Genomic DNA, 14,640 nt, shown 5'->3' on the forward strand with positions numbered 1-14,640 from the left:
ACCGGATGCTGATGGCCACGAAGTCCATGATCAGCAGGTTCGGATAGATGAGCAGGTTTCGCGACGTGTCGGCCATGCGGTAGGTGCGCTCTTCTCCGTATTTGTCCACCAGCCGCCGGCGCACGCGCGCAATGCGCTCCCTGGCCTCCTCGCCGAAGACGGGGTGCCAGCGGGCGATGGGACGGCCGTTCCGGGATATGTTTTCCGATACGCAGTGGCCGCCGCCCAGGGCCTTCGCCACACCGGGCGGACGGGCGGCCACGGTGTCTCCACTGTCGTCCGCCCCGAAACCGGCGATGTAGTCGACGTAGGTTCGGTGGGTCGGGAGCAGGTGATATCCGTCAAGGCTGTTTTCGGCCAGCAGCTTCCAGTTGGCCTTGATCGTGTACCTGTTGGAGCCGGGAACGACCCGCATCCCCTCTTCGGCCTGGTCGACGACCAGGTCGAGATAGTCCCTGGCTCCCGCCAGATAGGTCACGAGGTCTTCGGCCTGCGGGTTGAAGCTCACGAAAAGGAAGCCCCGGTAGCTGTCGACCCTGGGCGGTGACTTCAGGCAGAACTCCGTCCGGTCGAAGTGGGGGCCGTAGGCATCTTCCCCGGGAACACCGATCAGATCGCCGTCCGTGCTGAAGGACCAGGCGTGATAGAAGCACTGCAGGACCCCGGCGTTCCCGGCGTCGCGGCGGCAGATCATGGCGCCGCGGTGCGGGCAGGAGTTGAGGAAGACCCGAATCTGATCGTCGTTGCCGCGGATGAAGAACAGCGGCCGGCCGGCTACCGTGCGGCGGCGGTAGTCCCCGGGGGCCTCCACCTCCGATTCGTGCCCCAGGTAGATCCAGCAGCGATCGAGAATCCGTTCCCGTTCCTGCCGGAACAGATCGGCGGACGTCATGCACGACCGATGAACCCTGAACACCCCGCGGTCCCGGTCGTCGACGATCAGGTCCTTGATGTCCACCGACGCTTAGCGGGGACGCCTCGCTAGCGGGGCCGCCCCGTCGTCCAGTCCCACGCGTGGACATGGCATTCGGCGAACACGTCCGCCTTGCCGAAGGGACTGTCGTCCAGGAAGGCGCGCGCCGCCGCGACGGATGGAGCCTCCATCACGATCAGCCGCCCGACAATGCTCTCGCCATCGTCCCCGAGCGTCGGCCCGCCGTGATGCACGACGACATCCGGATGGGCCGGATGACTGCGGAGATACTCCATGAACGCCGGACGCGCTTCGTCCCGCGCCTGCGACACTGCCGACTTATCTGTGATGAATGCAGCGACGTACATTGATGCACCTCTCTGGCCTGTGTCCCATCACGGAGGGTATCCCACCGCTCAAGCCGTCAAGCTGCGATCCCGGTTGCGGTTCACGCAACGCTCCCGGAGGGGCGACCCTTACTGGCCGCGGAGGGCGTCGATGCGTCGCGCGACGCCCCCTTCGTAGCCGGATTCGACGAAGCCCCCGCGCTTGAACTGAATGAACCCCGCCTGGTCCAGGTAGAACGTCGTCGGATAGCCGAGGACCTCGTAGTCCAGGGCGAGGCCCTGTTCGTCGAACAGGACCGGGAACGTGAAGCCGCCCTCCTCGATCTGGGCGGCGACCTCATCACGCGGCGACCCGGCCGTGGCGACGGTGAGGAACACCACATCCTCGTCGTCTTCGTACGTCTTCAGGAGTTCGACGAAGTGCGGGAACTCCTCGATGCAGGGGCCGCACCACGTCGCCCAGAACTTCAGCACGACGATCTTCCCCTCGAGGTCGCTCAGCCGCCACTCGAATCCGTTCTGGTCCGCGATCGCGAACTCCGGCGCCTCGCGCTCGATGCGCTGGCCGAGTTCCCGCCGCTCCAACTCTTCCGCCACGACGGGTTGCCGGATCGCGAGCCGCTCCTCCACCGTCTCGGGGGACAGTCCGGCTTCGGCGGCCGCTTCATCCGCGAGCGGGCGGAACCGGGACCCGCCGAACGCGATCGCCTCCACGAAGACGTCGAGAGCCTCCGCCGGTCGGTCCGTACGGAGGAGGTGACGCCCATACTCCCCCAGGGTGGCGGCACCGCGCGACTCGTCCGCCACCTGCTCGAACAACGCGCCGGCCGCCTCGATCTCCCCGAGTTGCGTGAGCGCGCGAGCCTGGAGGATGCGCGCGCCGGCGATCGAGGACTGTCGCGACCTCTCCCGCTCATCGCCCTGGCTGCCGGGGTACAGGTACCCGGGGCTGTGGGCGCGGAGGTTTTCCTCGATCGCGATCGCTTCCCCGAGCACGGCCTCGGGCTCGATCCCGAAGAAGAGCAGGCCGCGAAGCGTCGAGAACACGCTCTCCCGCCAGCGGACCGCGTCCATCGAGGCAGCGAGGAGCTGCCCGGCCACCTCCGGCTCGAGCCGCGCGTGCGGTGGTTCCCCGGCGACGGCCGGCGCCCTCCAGACGGTCGTGCGGCTCGGCGCATCGCCCGTGATGGAAGCAAGCGCCTGCTGCGTCACGACCGTGTGGTTGTGGCTCACCCACACGGCGCGGCGCCCGAGATCCCTTGACTTCAGCCCTTCGGCGACGAGACGCGACGGCTCGGCCGGATCGCCTTCATCGGCGTCGCCGTAGAGGGCCTCCTGGAAATCGAACAACAGATCCCAGTAGCGCGGGTCGTCCGCCAGGGCCCCACGGTCGGGCGCGGCTTCGAGACGCTCCAGCCAGCGGTCCGCGTCGTCTTCCCGCCGCAGCACGCGGAAGTCGTATCCGGCCGCGAGCCGGTACAGGACCGGTGCCGCGACATCCGGATCGTCTTCGATCCCGGCGGCGAGCGCGTCGAGCACGACGCCGATCGAGTCCCTCACGGCCTGACCCCGGTCCCCCTCCTCCTGATCCGCCAGCGCGACGCGGAGGGCTCCCACGGCATGAAGGAGGATCTGGTCGTCCGGCCGCATGGCCTGCAGCTCGGCGAGGATCGCGCCGTAGGCGTCGAGTTGTCCGAGGTCCGCCGCCGCCTCTTGCCCTTCGTCGTAGATGACGGGACGATCCGGCGCGTGGCGGAGCGCCTCCGGGAGGACCTGCAGGATCTTCTCCGCGTACCTCCGGTCCGTCTCGAAGATGCCGGCCCAGCGAAGATCGTGGATGTACCCTTCCCAGGCGGCCGAATCGCCGGGTTCGAGTTCGAGCACGCGTTCCCACGCCCGCGCGGCCTCCGCGTGCAGGCTGAAATAGCTGGCCAGTTTCGCGTACTGCCGGTGGGCCTCCGCCTGGTCCGGAGCCTTCGTGCGCGCGGAGTCGTAGCGGGTCATGGCCTGTTCCAGCCGGACCGCCTCGACGTCCGCCGCCGCGTCCGCCATCAGGTCGGAGTGCGGGCGCGCGTCGCCGCACCCCGCCGCAAGCACCGCGAGGCCCGCGAGGCCCGCGAGTCGGACCGTGGAGAAAGTCATATGTCCCTCGATGCAGGGGTTGCGCGCATCCGGGACCCGCGGATCCCGCGCCGCCGACGTACGGCCACCGATACACCCCCGACACCGAATCCTCGGACGATGGTTGTCAGCGGCGGGTCCGTGGCGGAAGGTAGGACACGCGAGGTCGCCCAAACAACGCGAACGGAGGCGTGAATGCCCTCTCCCGTGATCATCGGCGTCGTGGTCGTCTACCTCCTCTTCCTCCTCGTCATCGGCGTGTGGGGCGGGAGGGAATCGCACGACGTGAAGGGCTATTACGCCGCGGGCAAGAAGCTCCCGTCGTGGGTCCTCGCCTTCTCCTCGAACGCGACGGGAGAGAGCGCCTGGCTCCTGCTCGGGCTCACGGGCATCGGGTACGCGCTCGGCATGCACGCGCTGTGGGTCGTTCTCGGCGAGGTGCTCGGCGTCGCCCTCGCGTGGGCCTTCGTGGCGCGGCCCTTCAAGGCGTTCACCGACCGCTACGGCTCGATCACCGTCCCCGACTACCTCGAGGACCGCTTCCGGGACAAGACGCACAGCTTCCGCATCGTCGGGGCCGTCATCGTCCTCTCCATGGTCGCCTTCTACGTGGGAGCGCAGCTCACGGCGACCGGCAAGGCCTTCGACTCCTTCCTCGGCACCGGCTACGGCGTGGGCGTCGGGCTCGGCCTCGCGGTGGTCCTCTTCTACACCGTCGTGGGCGGGTTCAAGGCGGTGGCGTATTCGGACTTCGCCCAGGGCGTGCTCATGTTCGCGTGCCTCCTCGTCCTGCCCTTCGTCGGCATCGGCGCGGTGGGAGGCTGGGGCGCCCTCATGGACGGGCTGCGCGCGGCCGAACCCCTCGCCGTGTTCGAGGGGCTGCAGGCGTCCGGCCCGGACCTCCTGCGGCTCGGCGGCGGACTCGGACTCACCCCGCTCGGGATCGCGAGCGCGGCCGGTTTCGTGGGCGTCGGGCTCGCGTTCCTCGGCGCCCCGCAGCTCCTGGCGCGCTTCCTCGCGGCGCGCGACCAGCGCGAGATCCGGAAGGCGGGGCCGATCGCCGTCGGCTGCATCATCGTGTTCGACCTGGGGGCCGTGTTCACAGGAATGGCCGCCCGCGTCCTCTACCCGGCCCTCGCCGACCCCGAGACGGCGCTCCCCGCCATGGCCGCGGGACTGCTGCCCGACCTGTTCACGGGCCTCGTCCTCATCGTCGTCCTCGCCGCCATCATGTCGACCGCCGATTCCCTGCTGATCCTCGCCTCCTCCGCGGCGGTGCGCGACGTCTATCAGAAGATCTTCCGCCCCGACGCCCGGCAGCGGGCGCTCTCCGTGCTGGGCAAGGCGGTGACGGTCGTGCTCGGCGTGACCGGCCTGCTCCTCGCGCTCACGGCCGAGCGGGCGATCTTCTGGTTCGTCCTCTTCGCCTGGTCCGGCCTCGCGGCGGCGTTCGCCCCGGTCGTGCTGTGCTCGCTCTTCTGGGCCCGGACCACCCGCGCGGGCGCGCTCGCCGGCATGATCGCCGGCTTCCTCGTGACGATGCTGTGGGTCGTCCTCTTCAAGGAGAGCTTCTACGACCTGTACGAAATGCTCCCGGGCTTCGCGGCCGGCTTCGCCGTCACGATCGGCGTGAGCCTGTTCACCCAGCCCCCCGAGGGCGCCGCCGAGGAACTCGCCACCATCCGCCAGGAGATCCGTTAGCTTTGGGGTCCGGTAACGGTTGAAGTAGGCAGCAGCGCGCCGCACGGCTGGCCCCGGCAAGCTGCGAACTTCGAGGCCCCCTTCGATCAAGTGGCGCTTCTCGGTACTCGATAGGCAGAGGAGTTCGTCCTGGAACAGCTTGTCGGGCATGAGAAAACGATAGGGAAGCTCCAGCAGGGCATGCAGAAGCTGAGCCTTGCCGAGGTCGATCACACAGGTCGTGTCGCTAACTACGAACCGCATCGCCTTTGACGGGCCCTTTCAGTCCAAGCTCGATGGCCGCCAGAGGCTGTTGCAACAACTCCGCCGCCTTGGCTGGCGTAATCAACTTCTCCGCAAGGGCGCGGTAGCAGAGTCGCTCGAAGCGTTGTGGGACCTCGTGTCTCCCTTTTGCTCCCTCCGGTTCGAGCGGCTCCGGCTCGGTCGTCCGCCAGCCGCGCGCAAACGTCCGGAATGCGTAGTCAAGCGTCGCCTCCGCGATGACGCCGACCTGCCCGAGGCGTACCAGAAGCGCGGCGGCGCTGACGCGGTACATGCGCTTCAGTTGAATCAGTTCCCGATATCCGAGCGCACGCCTGTGCCTGCCGATCTCTCGCACCAGATGATCCCGAGGCACCAGAAAGGCGCCCGCAAAGAAGTCCGAGGCCTTTTCCCGATCTACGGGTGAAACGTCATCAATCAGCCGATGCGCAAGTTCGTGCGCGACGGTCAACCGGCGGCGCTCCAGCGTATCGTGCCGGTTTGTCACGATCACGGGGACCCGTTGTCTCCGTCCGGATCGCCGTACGAGGCAGGTGAGCCCAGACACCCCGACGGGCAGCGGAATGACGAGAACCCTTATTCCGCGGTCCTCGACAAGCGCCGTCACATTCGGAATGGGATCGATTCCGAGCTTCCATTCCCGGCGAAGATCCTCGGCCACCACTTCGCCGTCTTCGGGCCGACCGAAGAAACGGTCTCCCCTCGGCGGATCCGCCGAGGAACAGTCGTTTGCCCCGAGGATCTCCTCAACGGTGAGATATCTCTGAAGATGGTCGATGACCTCCGCGTCGACCCGCGAGCGCTCGCGAGCGCTCGTACCTGCGAACTTTCGGAATCTCACGCCTTCCAGTTCCTCGACCTGCTCGCTCAGCAGGTATTCGAGCGACACACCGAGCACCTGGGCCAGGTCCAGAAGGACACTGGAACTGGGCATCATCTCGCCGCGCTCGTACTTCCCGATCGCCTGCGCCGTCACGTCCCCATCGAGCGCCCCCGACAGTCCGCGCAGCGAATAGCCTGCCCTTCTCCGAGCAAGTCTCAAACGGTCCCCAAACATGGACCCTCCGGTAAGCTTGCGGTTTACAATACAACAAACTAAGCTTGTATCGTAAACCCGGGTGACAGCTCGGTCAACATGGGAGACAGAACGCCGTTATCAGGGCGCATGTCATTTTTTTAAAAGGACTTGTAATGACAAGAAGGAACCAACACGTGGTGCCTCATGGCAGTCGCTGGGCGGTCCGAGGTTCCGGAAGCCGGCGTGCTACGTCGCTCCACCGAACGCAAGAACAAGCCGTTGAAGCTGCTCGATCCATTGCCCGGAATCAGAGGACCGAACTCTTCATCCACCGCAGGGACGGGCGGATCCGGGAACGAGACTCCTACGGCGGCGATCCGTTCCCGCCACCCGGCTGAGCAAACGGCGGACACACACTTGTAGTGTGCGGATCCCGGCAGGGATCCCTACACGCGGGCGGCGATCACTCCGAGGAGGCGGTCGACGTCGGCGCGGTTGTTGAACATCGCGACGGCGGCGCGGAGGAGTTCCCCGCCCTCCTGGTAGCTGAAGAACACGCCTTCCTCGCGCAGCGCGTCGCCGAGTTCGTCCGGATCCATCCCGTGGTAGAAGCTCACGATCGGTGACGGGTTGGCCGGCGGCGTGAACAGTTTCATCCCCAGCCCCGCGGCTCCCTCGCGGAGTTCGCCGGCGAGCGCCTGCGTGTGTTCGGCGATCCGCGCCAGCCCCACCTCGTCGATGAAGCCGAGGGCGGCGTCCATGGCCGCGACGGGCCCGAAGGCGAGGCTCCCATGCTCGAACTTCCGCGCGTCCGTCCTCAGCCGGTACTGGTGTTCCGGGAGCGTCTCGGCCACCTGACCGTGGCCGAAGCGGTCGGGCTGCATCCAGTCGTGGTGCTCGCGCCGCGCGTACAGGATCGAGCAGCCGAAGTCGGCATGGAGCCACTTGTACCCGTTGCCGCAGGCGAAGTCGACGTTCTCGGCGTGCAGGTCCGTCGGGAAGGTGCCGAACGCCTGGATCCCATCGGCGAACAGGTACCCGCCCCTGGCGTGCGCGATCTCGGCCAGCGCCGGCAGATCGTACCGGAACCCGTTTCGATTCGAGACCCACGCAACGCTGATGAGCCGCGTGCGGTCGTCGGTGTAGGCGTCGTAGTCCTCGGGGTGGGCGCGGCCCTCGCGCGAGGGGATGATCCGGAGTTCGACGCCCTCCCGCTTCTCGAGTTCCCGGTAGACGACGAACGCGGTGGTAAAGTGGAGTTCGTCGATGACGACGTTGTCGCCCGGCCGCCAGTCGATCGAGTTGGCCACGATGTTCTCGCCGTCGCTCGTGTTGAAGAGGAAGGCGATCTCCTCCTCGTCCGCGCCGAACAGGTTGGCGAAGCGGCTCCGCGCGCGGTCCACGGCGCGCCTGCGGCTCGCGGGATCCCGATACGTCATCTTCTCGTCCGCGTAGCCGACGAGCGCCTCGCGGACCGGAAGCGGAAGCGGACCCGTAGAAGCCGTGTTCAGGTAGGCGAACTCCCCGGCGACCGGAAACTGGCCCCTGATCCCCAGCGGATCATCGTCCGAGCGTGGACGTGAGCCGAGGACCGGCCCGGCGTCGTCAGCGCCTTCGGGCGCCCCGGCGGCGTGCGCGAGGGCGGGCGCGGCGGGCAGCGCCAGCCCCGCGGCGGCGGCCGTCCTGACGAAGTTGCGGCGGCTCCACTCGGTCATCCGTCCCTCCTGATCCCTCTCGTGAGCGGTCTGTCGCAGACCCCCGAAAACGACCCTTGGAAGATACGTCCTCTTCCTGTGCGCAGGACAGCTACGCGCCCCGAAACGTTCCCGCGGGAACGTGTACCGGCAGACATGGGAAGTCGGAGTCGCGCGGGACTCGCTACTCCCCGTACATCTCGGTAATGACTCGGCGGAGCTCGGCCGCCTTCCCCGGGGATAGCCGATCGATCCGGCGACGAAGCCGACGCTTGCTGATCGTGCGTATCTGATCCACGGCGATCTCCGCGTCTCGGCCCGCACACACGATCTGCACGCGCGTGCGCCACTGAGGATGGAGCGCTGTCGTCAGGGGACAGGCGACGACGGTTTCGAGCAACCGGTTCATGTCGTTCTGACTGACGACGACGACCGGCCTGACCTTCCTGATTTCCGCGCCGATCGTCGGGTTGAGATCGGCGAAGTGGATCGTGTAGCGCTTGGGGAAGTCCCCCATCAATCCAGACCATCGGCGATGGTGACGTCAAAATCGCTCCAGTCCTCAGCCTCAGCGGCCATGGCTCGATACGTATCCTCCCAGGAGGTTCGGGGCTCGGTCTCCCGCCGGAGAATCAGCCCGTCCTCCGCCTCCTCCACGACAACAGACTCCCCCCAGCCGTACTTGCGCAGCAGGACCTTCGGCAGCCGGATGCCCCTTGAGTTCCCGATCGCCACAAGCTTGACGGTGCGGGTCGTTGATGCTCGGCCCATGGTTGGATTCTTCTCCCTTGCGAGTTGTACGGTAATTACTGTAATTACTCCCCGGCGCCAGTCAAGCCGTGGGGCGAGCCGTGGACCGGGACCCTCGGCCGTGCTTAGTGTCGGGGGCCGTCTCATCTCTCCATCAATCGGAACGGGAGCCGGACCATGTCGAAGCTCATCGTCGCCGCCCTCACGGCGGGCATTCTCTGGAGCGCGGCGCCGGGGGACCGCCCGGACAACCCGCCGGCCACCTACATCTCCGCGGCCGACATCCTCGCCACGATCGCCAACGCGCCGGAGGGCCGCGTCAGCGACCAGGCGATCCGGCACATCGACGCGGGCGGACACAACACCGGCGTCGGCGTCGTCCAGCGCCCGCCGTCCACGTCGCTCGGGGCGATCCAGCACCACAAGCAGACCGAGGTCTACTACGTCGTATCGGGCCGCGGCACGCTGGTGACCGGAGGCGAACTTTCGAACGCGCGGGAGCTGGACCCGGAAGGACAGACGGTGCGCACGCTCACCGGACCCAGTGCCGTGGGCGGGATCGTGGGCGGCGAGAGCCAGGAGATCGGACCCGGCGACATGCTCATCATCCCGGCGGGCTCACCGCACGGCTTCAGCGAGATCACCGAGACGATCACCTACATCGTCGTGCGCGTGGACCCCGAACAACTCGTCGAGCTAAAGTAAGATTCGGCTACGCAACAGCCGGCAAAGCGCGAGCCGGCGCACGGGGCAGCGCGGGATCCCGGGCGGCACCGATCAGGGGGGCGAGATGAGCGACTTCACGCGGCGCGACTTCATGGCGCTCACGGGGCTGGCCGCGGGTGGCGCGGCCACGGCCGGGTGCGCGGGACCGGGCGGCGGCGGATCGGCCGGGGCGGGCGCGGCGGGAGGTCACGCGGACATCGTCGTGCGCGGCGCAACCGTCTACACGGTGGATGACGACGTACCGCGGGCCGAGGCGTTCGCGGTCAAGAGCGGCCGCTTCCTCGCCGTGGGCTCGAGCGACGACGTCTCGAACCTCATCGGCCCGGGCACGGACGTCATCGACGCCGCCGGCCAGACGGTCGTCCCGGGCTTCATCGACGCGCACAACCATCCCTTCTACTCCGGCACGAAGCACCTCAAGCAGGTGAGCCTCGACGTCCGTTCGATCGACGCGATCAAGAGCGCGCTGGGCGAGCGCGCCCAGAACACGCCGCCGGGCCAGTGGGTGCAGGGTTTCCTCTACGACGACACGAAGCTCGAGGACGGGCGTCCGCTGACCCGCGCGGACATCGACGACGCGGTCCCGGACCACCCTGTCTCCGTCACGCACCGTGGCGGCCACACCGGCGTCTACAACTCCCGGGCGTTCGAACTCGCCGGCATCGCCGTCGAGACCCCCGACCCGCCCGGCGGCAAGTACTACAGGGAGGACGGCGAACTCACCGGACGCGTAGCCGAACTCGCCAAGGAACCACTCGAGAGCCTTATCCCCGCCGGCACGACCCGCGCGGAGCGGCAGGAGAGCATCCGCCTCATCGGCGAACGCATGGCGGCGGCCGGCCTCACCTCCGTCCACGAGACCGGCGCCGGCAACGATCTCGTGAGCTATCAGGACGCCTACGAGGCGGGCGAACTCCACTTCCGCGCCTACGTCTTCCCCAACGCCGGCGACGCCTCCTTCCTCTTCGCCAACCTCAAGGCAGCGGGCATCCGGACCGGCTTCGGGGACGAGTGGGTGAGAATCGGCGGGATCAAGTACGGGGCCGACGGCTCCGCCTCCGAGCGCACCATGGCCATGTCCACGCCCTACGTCGGGCGCCCGGACGACTACGGGATCCTCACGATGAACCAGGAGGCGATCCACCACGCGGTGGACGACGCGGTCCGGAACGGGTGGCAGATCGGGATCCACGCGAACGGCGACCTCGCGATCGACATGTGCCTCACCGCCTTCGAGCGCGCGCAGCGGGAGCTGCCGCAGGCCGACCCCCGCTTCCGCCTCGAGCACTGCTCGCTCGTGAACGACGATCTCCTGCGCAGGATCCGGGACGTGGGCGCCATCCCCACCCCGTTCTACACCTACGTCCACTTCCACGGGAACAAGTGGGGCGAGTACGGGGCGGAGAAGATGGAATGGATGTTCGCGCACCGCCGGTTCATCGACTACGGGATCCCCGTGGCGGGCGCCTCCGACTATCCACCGGGGCCGTTCGAGACGCTGATGGGCATCCAGAGCATGGTCACACGCACGGACATGCAGGGGCGCGAGTGGGGTCCGAGCCAGAAGATCACGGTCGAGGAGGCGCTCCGCGTCTGCACCATCAACGGAGCCCATGCCTCCTTCGAGGAAGGGATCAAGGGATCGATCACCGCGGGCAAGCTGGCGGATTTCGTGATCCTCGCGGAGGACCCGCACACCGTCGACCCGTTCGCGATCAAGGAGATCGAGATCCTGCGCACCGTCGTCGGCGGGCGCGCCACCTACGAAGCCTGAGGAGGCGAAGATGAGCGAGGTCAATCGCCGGGAGTTCATGGCCCTTTCCGGGCTCGCGGCCGGGGGCGCGGCCCTGGCGGGCTGCGGGACGCCGGGCGGGGGCGGCCGACAGGCCGGCGACGGCGCCGCCCATCACGCCGACCAGGTCGTGACCAACGCGACCGTCTACACGGTGGACGACGCGAACCCGCGGGCGGAGGCGCTCGCCGTGAGGAACGGCCGCTTCCTCGCCGCGGGCTCGAACGACGACATCGCCAACCTCATCGGGCCGCGCACCGAGCGCATCGACGCGGGCGGCGGCACCGTCGTCCCCGGCTTCATCGACGCCCACAACCATCCCTCCTCCGCGGGCATGCGCCACCTCACCGAGGTGGACATGAACATCCGCACGATCGAGGGGATGAAGTCCGCGCTCCGCGAGCGCGCGCAGAACACGCCTCCCGGCGAGTGGGTCGTCGGCTTCCTCTACGACGACACCAAGATCGAGGAGGGGCGCCCGCTCAACCGGCGCGACATCGACGAGGCCGTCCCCGACCACCCCGTCCAGGTCACGCACCGGGGCGGGCACACGAGCGTCTACAACTCGAAGGCGTTCGAACTGGCCGGGATCACCGTGGACACGCCCGACCCGACCGGCGGGCACTTCTACCGCGAGGACGGCGAACTCACGGGCAAGGTCGCCTCGCTCGCGCGCCGCCCCCTGCAGCGCCTCGTCCCCGGCGGGAGCACGCGGGAGGACCGCCAGGCGGGCGTCGCCCTCATCGGCCAACTGATGTCCGCGGCCGGCATCACGTCAGTTCACGAGACGGGCGGGAACAGCCAGGGCCTGACCGCGCTGCAGGACGCCTACGACGCGGGGGACCTCCGCTTCCGCATGTACTACTTCCCCTCCGGGGGCAGCCTGCTGTTCTCGGCGCTCAAGCAGGCGGGGGTTCGCACCGGCTTCGGAGACGAGAACCTGCGCATCGGCGCGGTCAAGTACAGCGCGGACGGCTCCGCTTCGGAGCGCACGATGGCGATGCGCACCCCGTACGTGGGCCGTCCGGATGACTACGGCATCAGCACCATGACCCAGGAGGACATCGACCGGGCGGTGGACGACGCCGTCCGCGCCGGCTTCCAGATCGCGATCCACGCGAACGGCGACAAGACGATCGACATGTGCCTCAACGCATACGAGCGAGTCCAGCGCGAGATACCGCAGGCCGACCCCCGTTTCCGCCTCGAGCACTGCTCGCTCGTGGACGATCCGCTCCTCCAGCGCATCAAGGACGTCGGCGCCATCCCCACCCCCTTCTACACCTACATCCACTTCCACGGGAACAAGTGGGGCGAGTACGGGGCGGAGAAGATGGAATGGATGTTCGCGCACCGCCGCTTCCTCGACTACGACATCCCCGTGGCGGGCGCCTCCGACTACCCGCCGGGCCCGTTCGAGGCCTTGATGGCGATCCAGAGCATGGTCACGCGCACGGACATGCAGGGGCGCGAGTGGGGCCCGAGCCAGAGAATCTCCGTCCCCGAGGCGCTTCGCATCTGCACGATCAACGGGGCGCACGCCTCTTTCGAGGAGCACATCAAGGGCTCGATCACCGGGGGGAAGCTGGCGGATTACGTCATCCTGGGCGACGATCCCCACACGGCCGACCCGTACGCAATCAAGGAGATCGAAGTCGTCCGCACCGTCGTCGGCGGCCGCACCACCCACGAAGCGTAGACGCTTCGCTCCCCGACGGCCGCACGTCGACACGGCGGGCGGGTGCACGCCGATTCAGATTTTCCTACTTTCTGAATCGTCGGACTCCGCCGTGGATGAGCGAGGGAGCGAGCGAGGGGAGCGAGCGATGGAAGTCTCAAGGATCACGGCCCGCGGGCAGACTACGATCCCGAAGAGGATCCGCGAGCAGGCGAATCTCTCGGAGGGCGATCTCCTGTCGTTCGAAATCGAGGACGATCACCTGCTGGTTCACAAGATCTCACCCAACCGCGACGGCTACCTGCACGCCGTATCGGAGGGATTGAACGAATGGGTCTCCCGCGAGGACGAGGACGCCTGGCGTGACCTTTGAGCCGTACGATGTCGTCGTCGTTCCCTTCCCCTTCACGGACAGGCTCGCGTCCCGGCGGCGGCCGGCGCTCGTCGTTTCGTCGGAGAGCTTCCACGCGGAACACGAACAGTCGATCCTGGCGATGATCACCACGACCCGCGCCGGGTGGCCGAGCGATGTGTCGATCCGGCGCTGGCGGGAGGCCGGCCTTCACGTCCCGTGCCGCGTTCGCTTCAAGCTGTTCACCCTCGATCACTCCCTGATCCTCCGTAGAGTCGGCGGGCTGGCCGAAGGTGACCGGGAGGCTGCGGCCAAGGCCCTCACGCGCGTGCTTGCGAACTGAGCCGGGGAGGGACCGGTTCGGGTGGTATCGGATGATCCCCCGTGATAGCGTTCGACCCGCGGGCAGCCAACCTGTAGCCTGGAGTCGTCATGAGTGACGTTCTTCTCGTCGAGAAGCTCGACGGACATATCGCCAAGCTCACGGTCAACCGGCCGGAGAAGCTCAACGCGCTGAACGGCGCCGTCCGCTGCGCCATCTTCGCCGCGCTCGATCGCCTCGCGGGCGACGACGACGTACGCGTCGTCGTGATCACCGGAGCGGGCGACCGCTCGTTCATCGCGGGCGCCGACATTTCGGAGTTCAAGGACGCGCGTCCCGTCGAGCAGTACCGCAGCATGACGCGCGGCGACATGTACAGCGCGATCGAGTCCTTCCCCAAGCCCGTCATCGCCATGATCAACGGGTTCTGCCTGGGCGGAGGGTGCGAACTCGCCATGTCGTGCGACATGCGCGTCGCCTCGACGGCGGCCCGCATCGGCCAGCCGGAGATCAACCTCGGGCTCATCCCCGGCGCCGGCGGCACGCAGCGGCTCCCGCGGCTGGTGGGCGAGGGCTGGGCGATGCGGCTCGTGATGAGCGGCGAACTGATCCCGGGGGAGAAGGCCGAGCAGATCGGCCTCGTGGAGGCGGCCGTCGCGCCCGAGGAGCTCGAAGCTCACGTGATGGAACTCGCCTCGAACATCGCGAGCCGCAGCCCGGTCGCGCTTCAGGCCGCCAAGGAGTCCATCCTCGCCGCGCGGCGGATGCCGCTGGATGAGGGGCTGAAGTTCGAGCGGAGCTGGTTCTCGCTCCTCTTCTCGACGGACGACATGGCGGAGGGCGTAGGCGCCTTCCTGGAGAAGCGGAAGCCCGAGTTCAGGGGCTCCTGAGGGCGGCGGGGACGGCCCGGCGCGGCTGCAGCCGGTGGCGGTGCGGCTGCGAGCGCGCGGCGGGCCGGTGTCGCG

General features: G+C 68.0%; 15 protein-coding genes. 8 read left to right on the forward strand and 7 right to left on the reverse strand.

The features are described from left to right. From RN743_RS05465 to RN743_RS05475, 3 genes are all read right to left on the reverse strand, one after another. On the reverse strand, window positions 1-958 hold a 958-nt coding region (locus tag RN743_RS05465; protein WP_310777244.1), incomplete at its 3' end, for a Rieske 2Fe-2S domain-containing protein. Between the two features lie 23 nt (window positions 959-981). Next, window positions 982-1,281, reverse strand: a complete 300-nt coding sequence (locus RN743_RS05470) for a YciI family protein (protein ID WP_310777246.1) — start codon at window positions 1,279-1,281, stop codon at window positions 982-984. 108 nt (window positions 1,282-1,389) lie between these two features. Continuing rightward, on the reverse strand, window positions 1,390-3,402 hold the full coding sequence (locus tag RN743_RS05475; RefSeq protein ID WP_310777248.1) for a TlpA disulfide reductase family protein: 2,013 nt from the start codon (window positions 3,400-3,402) through the stop codon (window positions 1,390-1,392). A gap of 174 nt (window positions 3,403-3,576) precedes the next feature. Here RN743_RS05475 and RN743_RS05480 point away from each other — a divergent pair, with 174 nt between their 5' ends. Beyond that, window positions 3,577-5,082, forward strand: coding sequence for a sodium/proline symporter (locus tag RN743_RS05480; protein WP_310777251.1), 1,506 nt, complete (start codon window positions 3,577-3,579; stop codon window positions 5,080-5,082). A 226-nt stretch (window positions 5,083-5,308) separates the two neighbouring features. Here the strand turns inward: RN743_RS05480 and RN743_RS05485 are convergent, their stop codons facing one another. Continuing rightward, window positions 5,309-6,400 (reverse strand): XRE family transcriptional regulator, encoded by a 1,092-nt coding sequence (locus RN743_RS05485; RefSeq protein WP_310777254.1) that lies wholly within the window; start codon window positions 6,398-6,400, stop codon window positions 5,309-5,311. Between the two features lie 134 nt (window positions 6,401-6,534). On the opposite strand from RN743_RS05485, the gene RN743_RS15990 reads away from it, so the two are divergent. After that, complete coding sequence (locus RN743_RS15990) at window positions 6,535-6,759, forward strand: DUF2188 domain-containing protein (RefSeq protein WP_343218990.1); 225 nt, start codon at window positions 6,535-6,537, stop codon at window positions 6,757-6,759. Between the two features lie 48 nt (window positions 6,760-6,807). Here RN743_RS15990 and RN743_RS05490 read toward each other — a convergent pair whose 3' ends face one another. The 3 genes from RN743_RS05490 to RN743_RS05500 form a co-directional block, all read right to left on the reverse strand. Further along, window positions 6,808-8,076, reverse strand: coding sequence for an aminotransferase class V-fold PLP-dependent enzyme (locus RN743_RS05490; protein ID WP_310777257.1), 1,269 nt, complete (start codon window positions 8,074-8,076; stop codon window positions 6,808-6,810). A 163-nt stretch (window positions 8,077-8,239) separates the two neighbouring features. Beyond that, window positions 8,240-8,572: a type II toxin-antitoxin system PemK/MazF family toxin gene (locus RN743_RS05495; RefSeq protein WP_310777410.1), complete on the reverse strand. Its 333-nt coding sequence runs from the start codon at window positions 8,570-8,572 to the stop codon at window positions 8,240-8,242. Then, a complete protein-coding gene (locus RN743_RS05500; protein ID WP_310777260.1) occupies window positions 8,572-8,826 on the reverse strand; it encodes an AbrB/MazE/SpoVT family DNA-binding domain-containing protein in 255 nt (84 codons plus the stop codon). Before RN743_RS05500 ends, RN743_RS05495 begins: the two co-directional genes overlap by 1 nt. A 156-nt stretch (window positions 8,827-8,982) precedes the next feature. On the opposite strand from RN743_RS05500, the gene RN743_RS05505 reads away from it, so the two are divergent. The 6 genes from RN743_RS05505 to RN743_RS05530 all read left to right on the forward strand — a co-directional run bounded on the left by RN743_RS05505 (window position 8,983) and on the right by RN743_RS05530 (window position 14,565). Beyond that, window positions 8,983-9,510, forward strand: coding sequence for a cupin domain-containing protein (locus RN743_RS05505; RefSeq protein WP_310777262.1), 528 nt, complete (start codon window positions 8,983-8,985; stop codon window positions 9,508-9,510). An 85-nt stretch (window positions 9,511-9,595) separates the two neighbouring features. Next, window positions 9,596-11,305: an amidohydrolase gene (locus RN743_RS05510; protein ID WP_310777265.1), complete on the forward strand. Its 1,710-nt coding sequence runs from the start codon at window positions 9,596-9,598 to the stop codon at window positions 11,303-11,305. Between the two features lie 10 nt (window positions 11,306-11,315). Beyond that, the gene (locus RN743_RS05515) at window positions 11,316-13,022 is read left to right on the forward strand and encodes an amidohydrolase (RefSeq protein ID WP_310777268.1); all 1,707 of its coding nucleotides are present in this window, start codon (window positions 11,316-11,318) and stop codon (window positions 13,020-13,022) included. 127 nt (window positions 13,023-13,149) lie between these two features. Continuing rightward, entirely contained in the window at window positions 13,150-13,374 is a 225-nt protein-coding gene (locus tag RN743_RS05520) for an AbrB/MazE/SpoVT family DNA-binding domain-containing protein (protein WP_310777271.1), read from the forward strand. After that, a complete protein-coding gene (locus RN743_RS05525; RefSeq protein WP_310777273.1) occupies window positions 13,364-13,696 on the forward strand; it encodes a type II toxin-antitoxin system PemK/MazF family toxin in 333 nt (110 codons plus the stop codon). The genes RN743_RS05520 and RN743_RS05525 overlap by 11 nt, the downstream gene beginning before the upstream one ends. Window positions 13,697-13,785: 89 nt before the next feature. Continuing rightward, the gene (locus RN743_RS05530) at window positions 13,786-14,565 is read left to right on the forward strand and encodes an enoyl-CoA hydratase-related protein (RefSeq protein ID WP_310777276.1); all 780 of its coding nucleotides are present in this window, start codon (window positions 13,786-13,788) and stop codon (window positions 14,563-14,565) included. Window positions 14,566-14,640: the final 75 nt, after the last annotated feature.

Origin of the sequence: Candidatus Palauibacter scopulicola, from assembly GCF_947581915.1 — a bacterium.
In the GTDB taxonomy this organism is placed as follows: Bacteria; Gemmatimonadota; Gemmatimonadetes; order Palauibacterales; family Palauibacteraceae; genus Palauibacter; species Palauibacter scopulicola.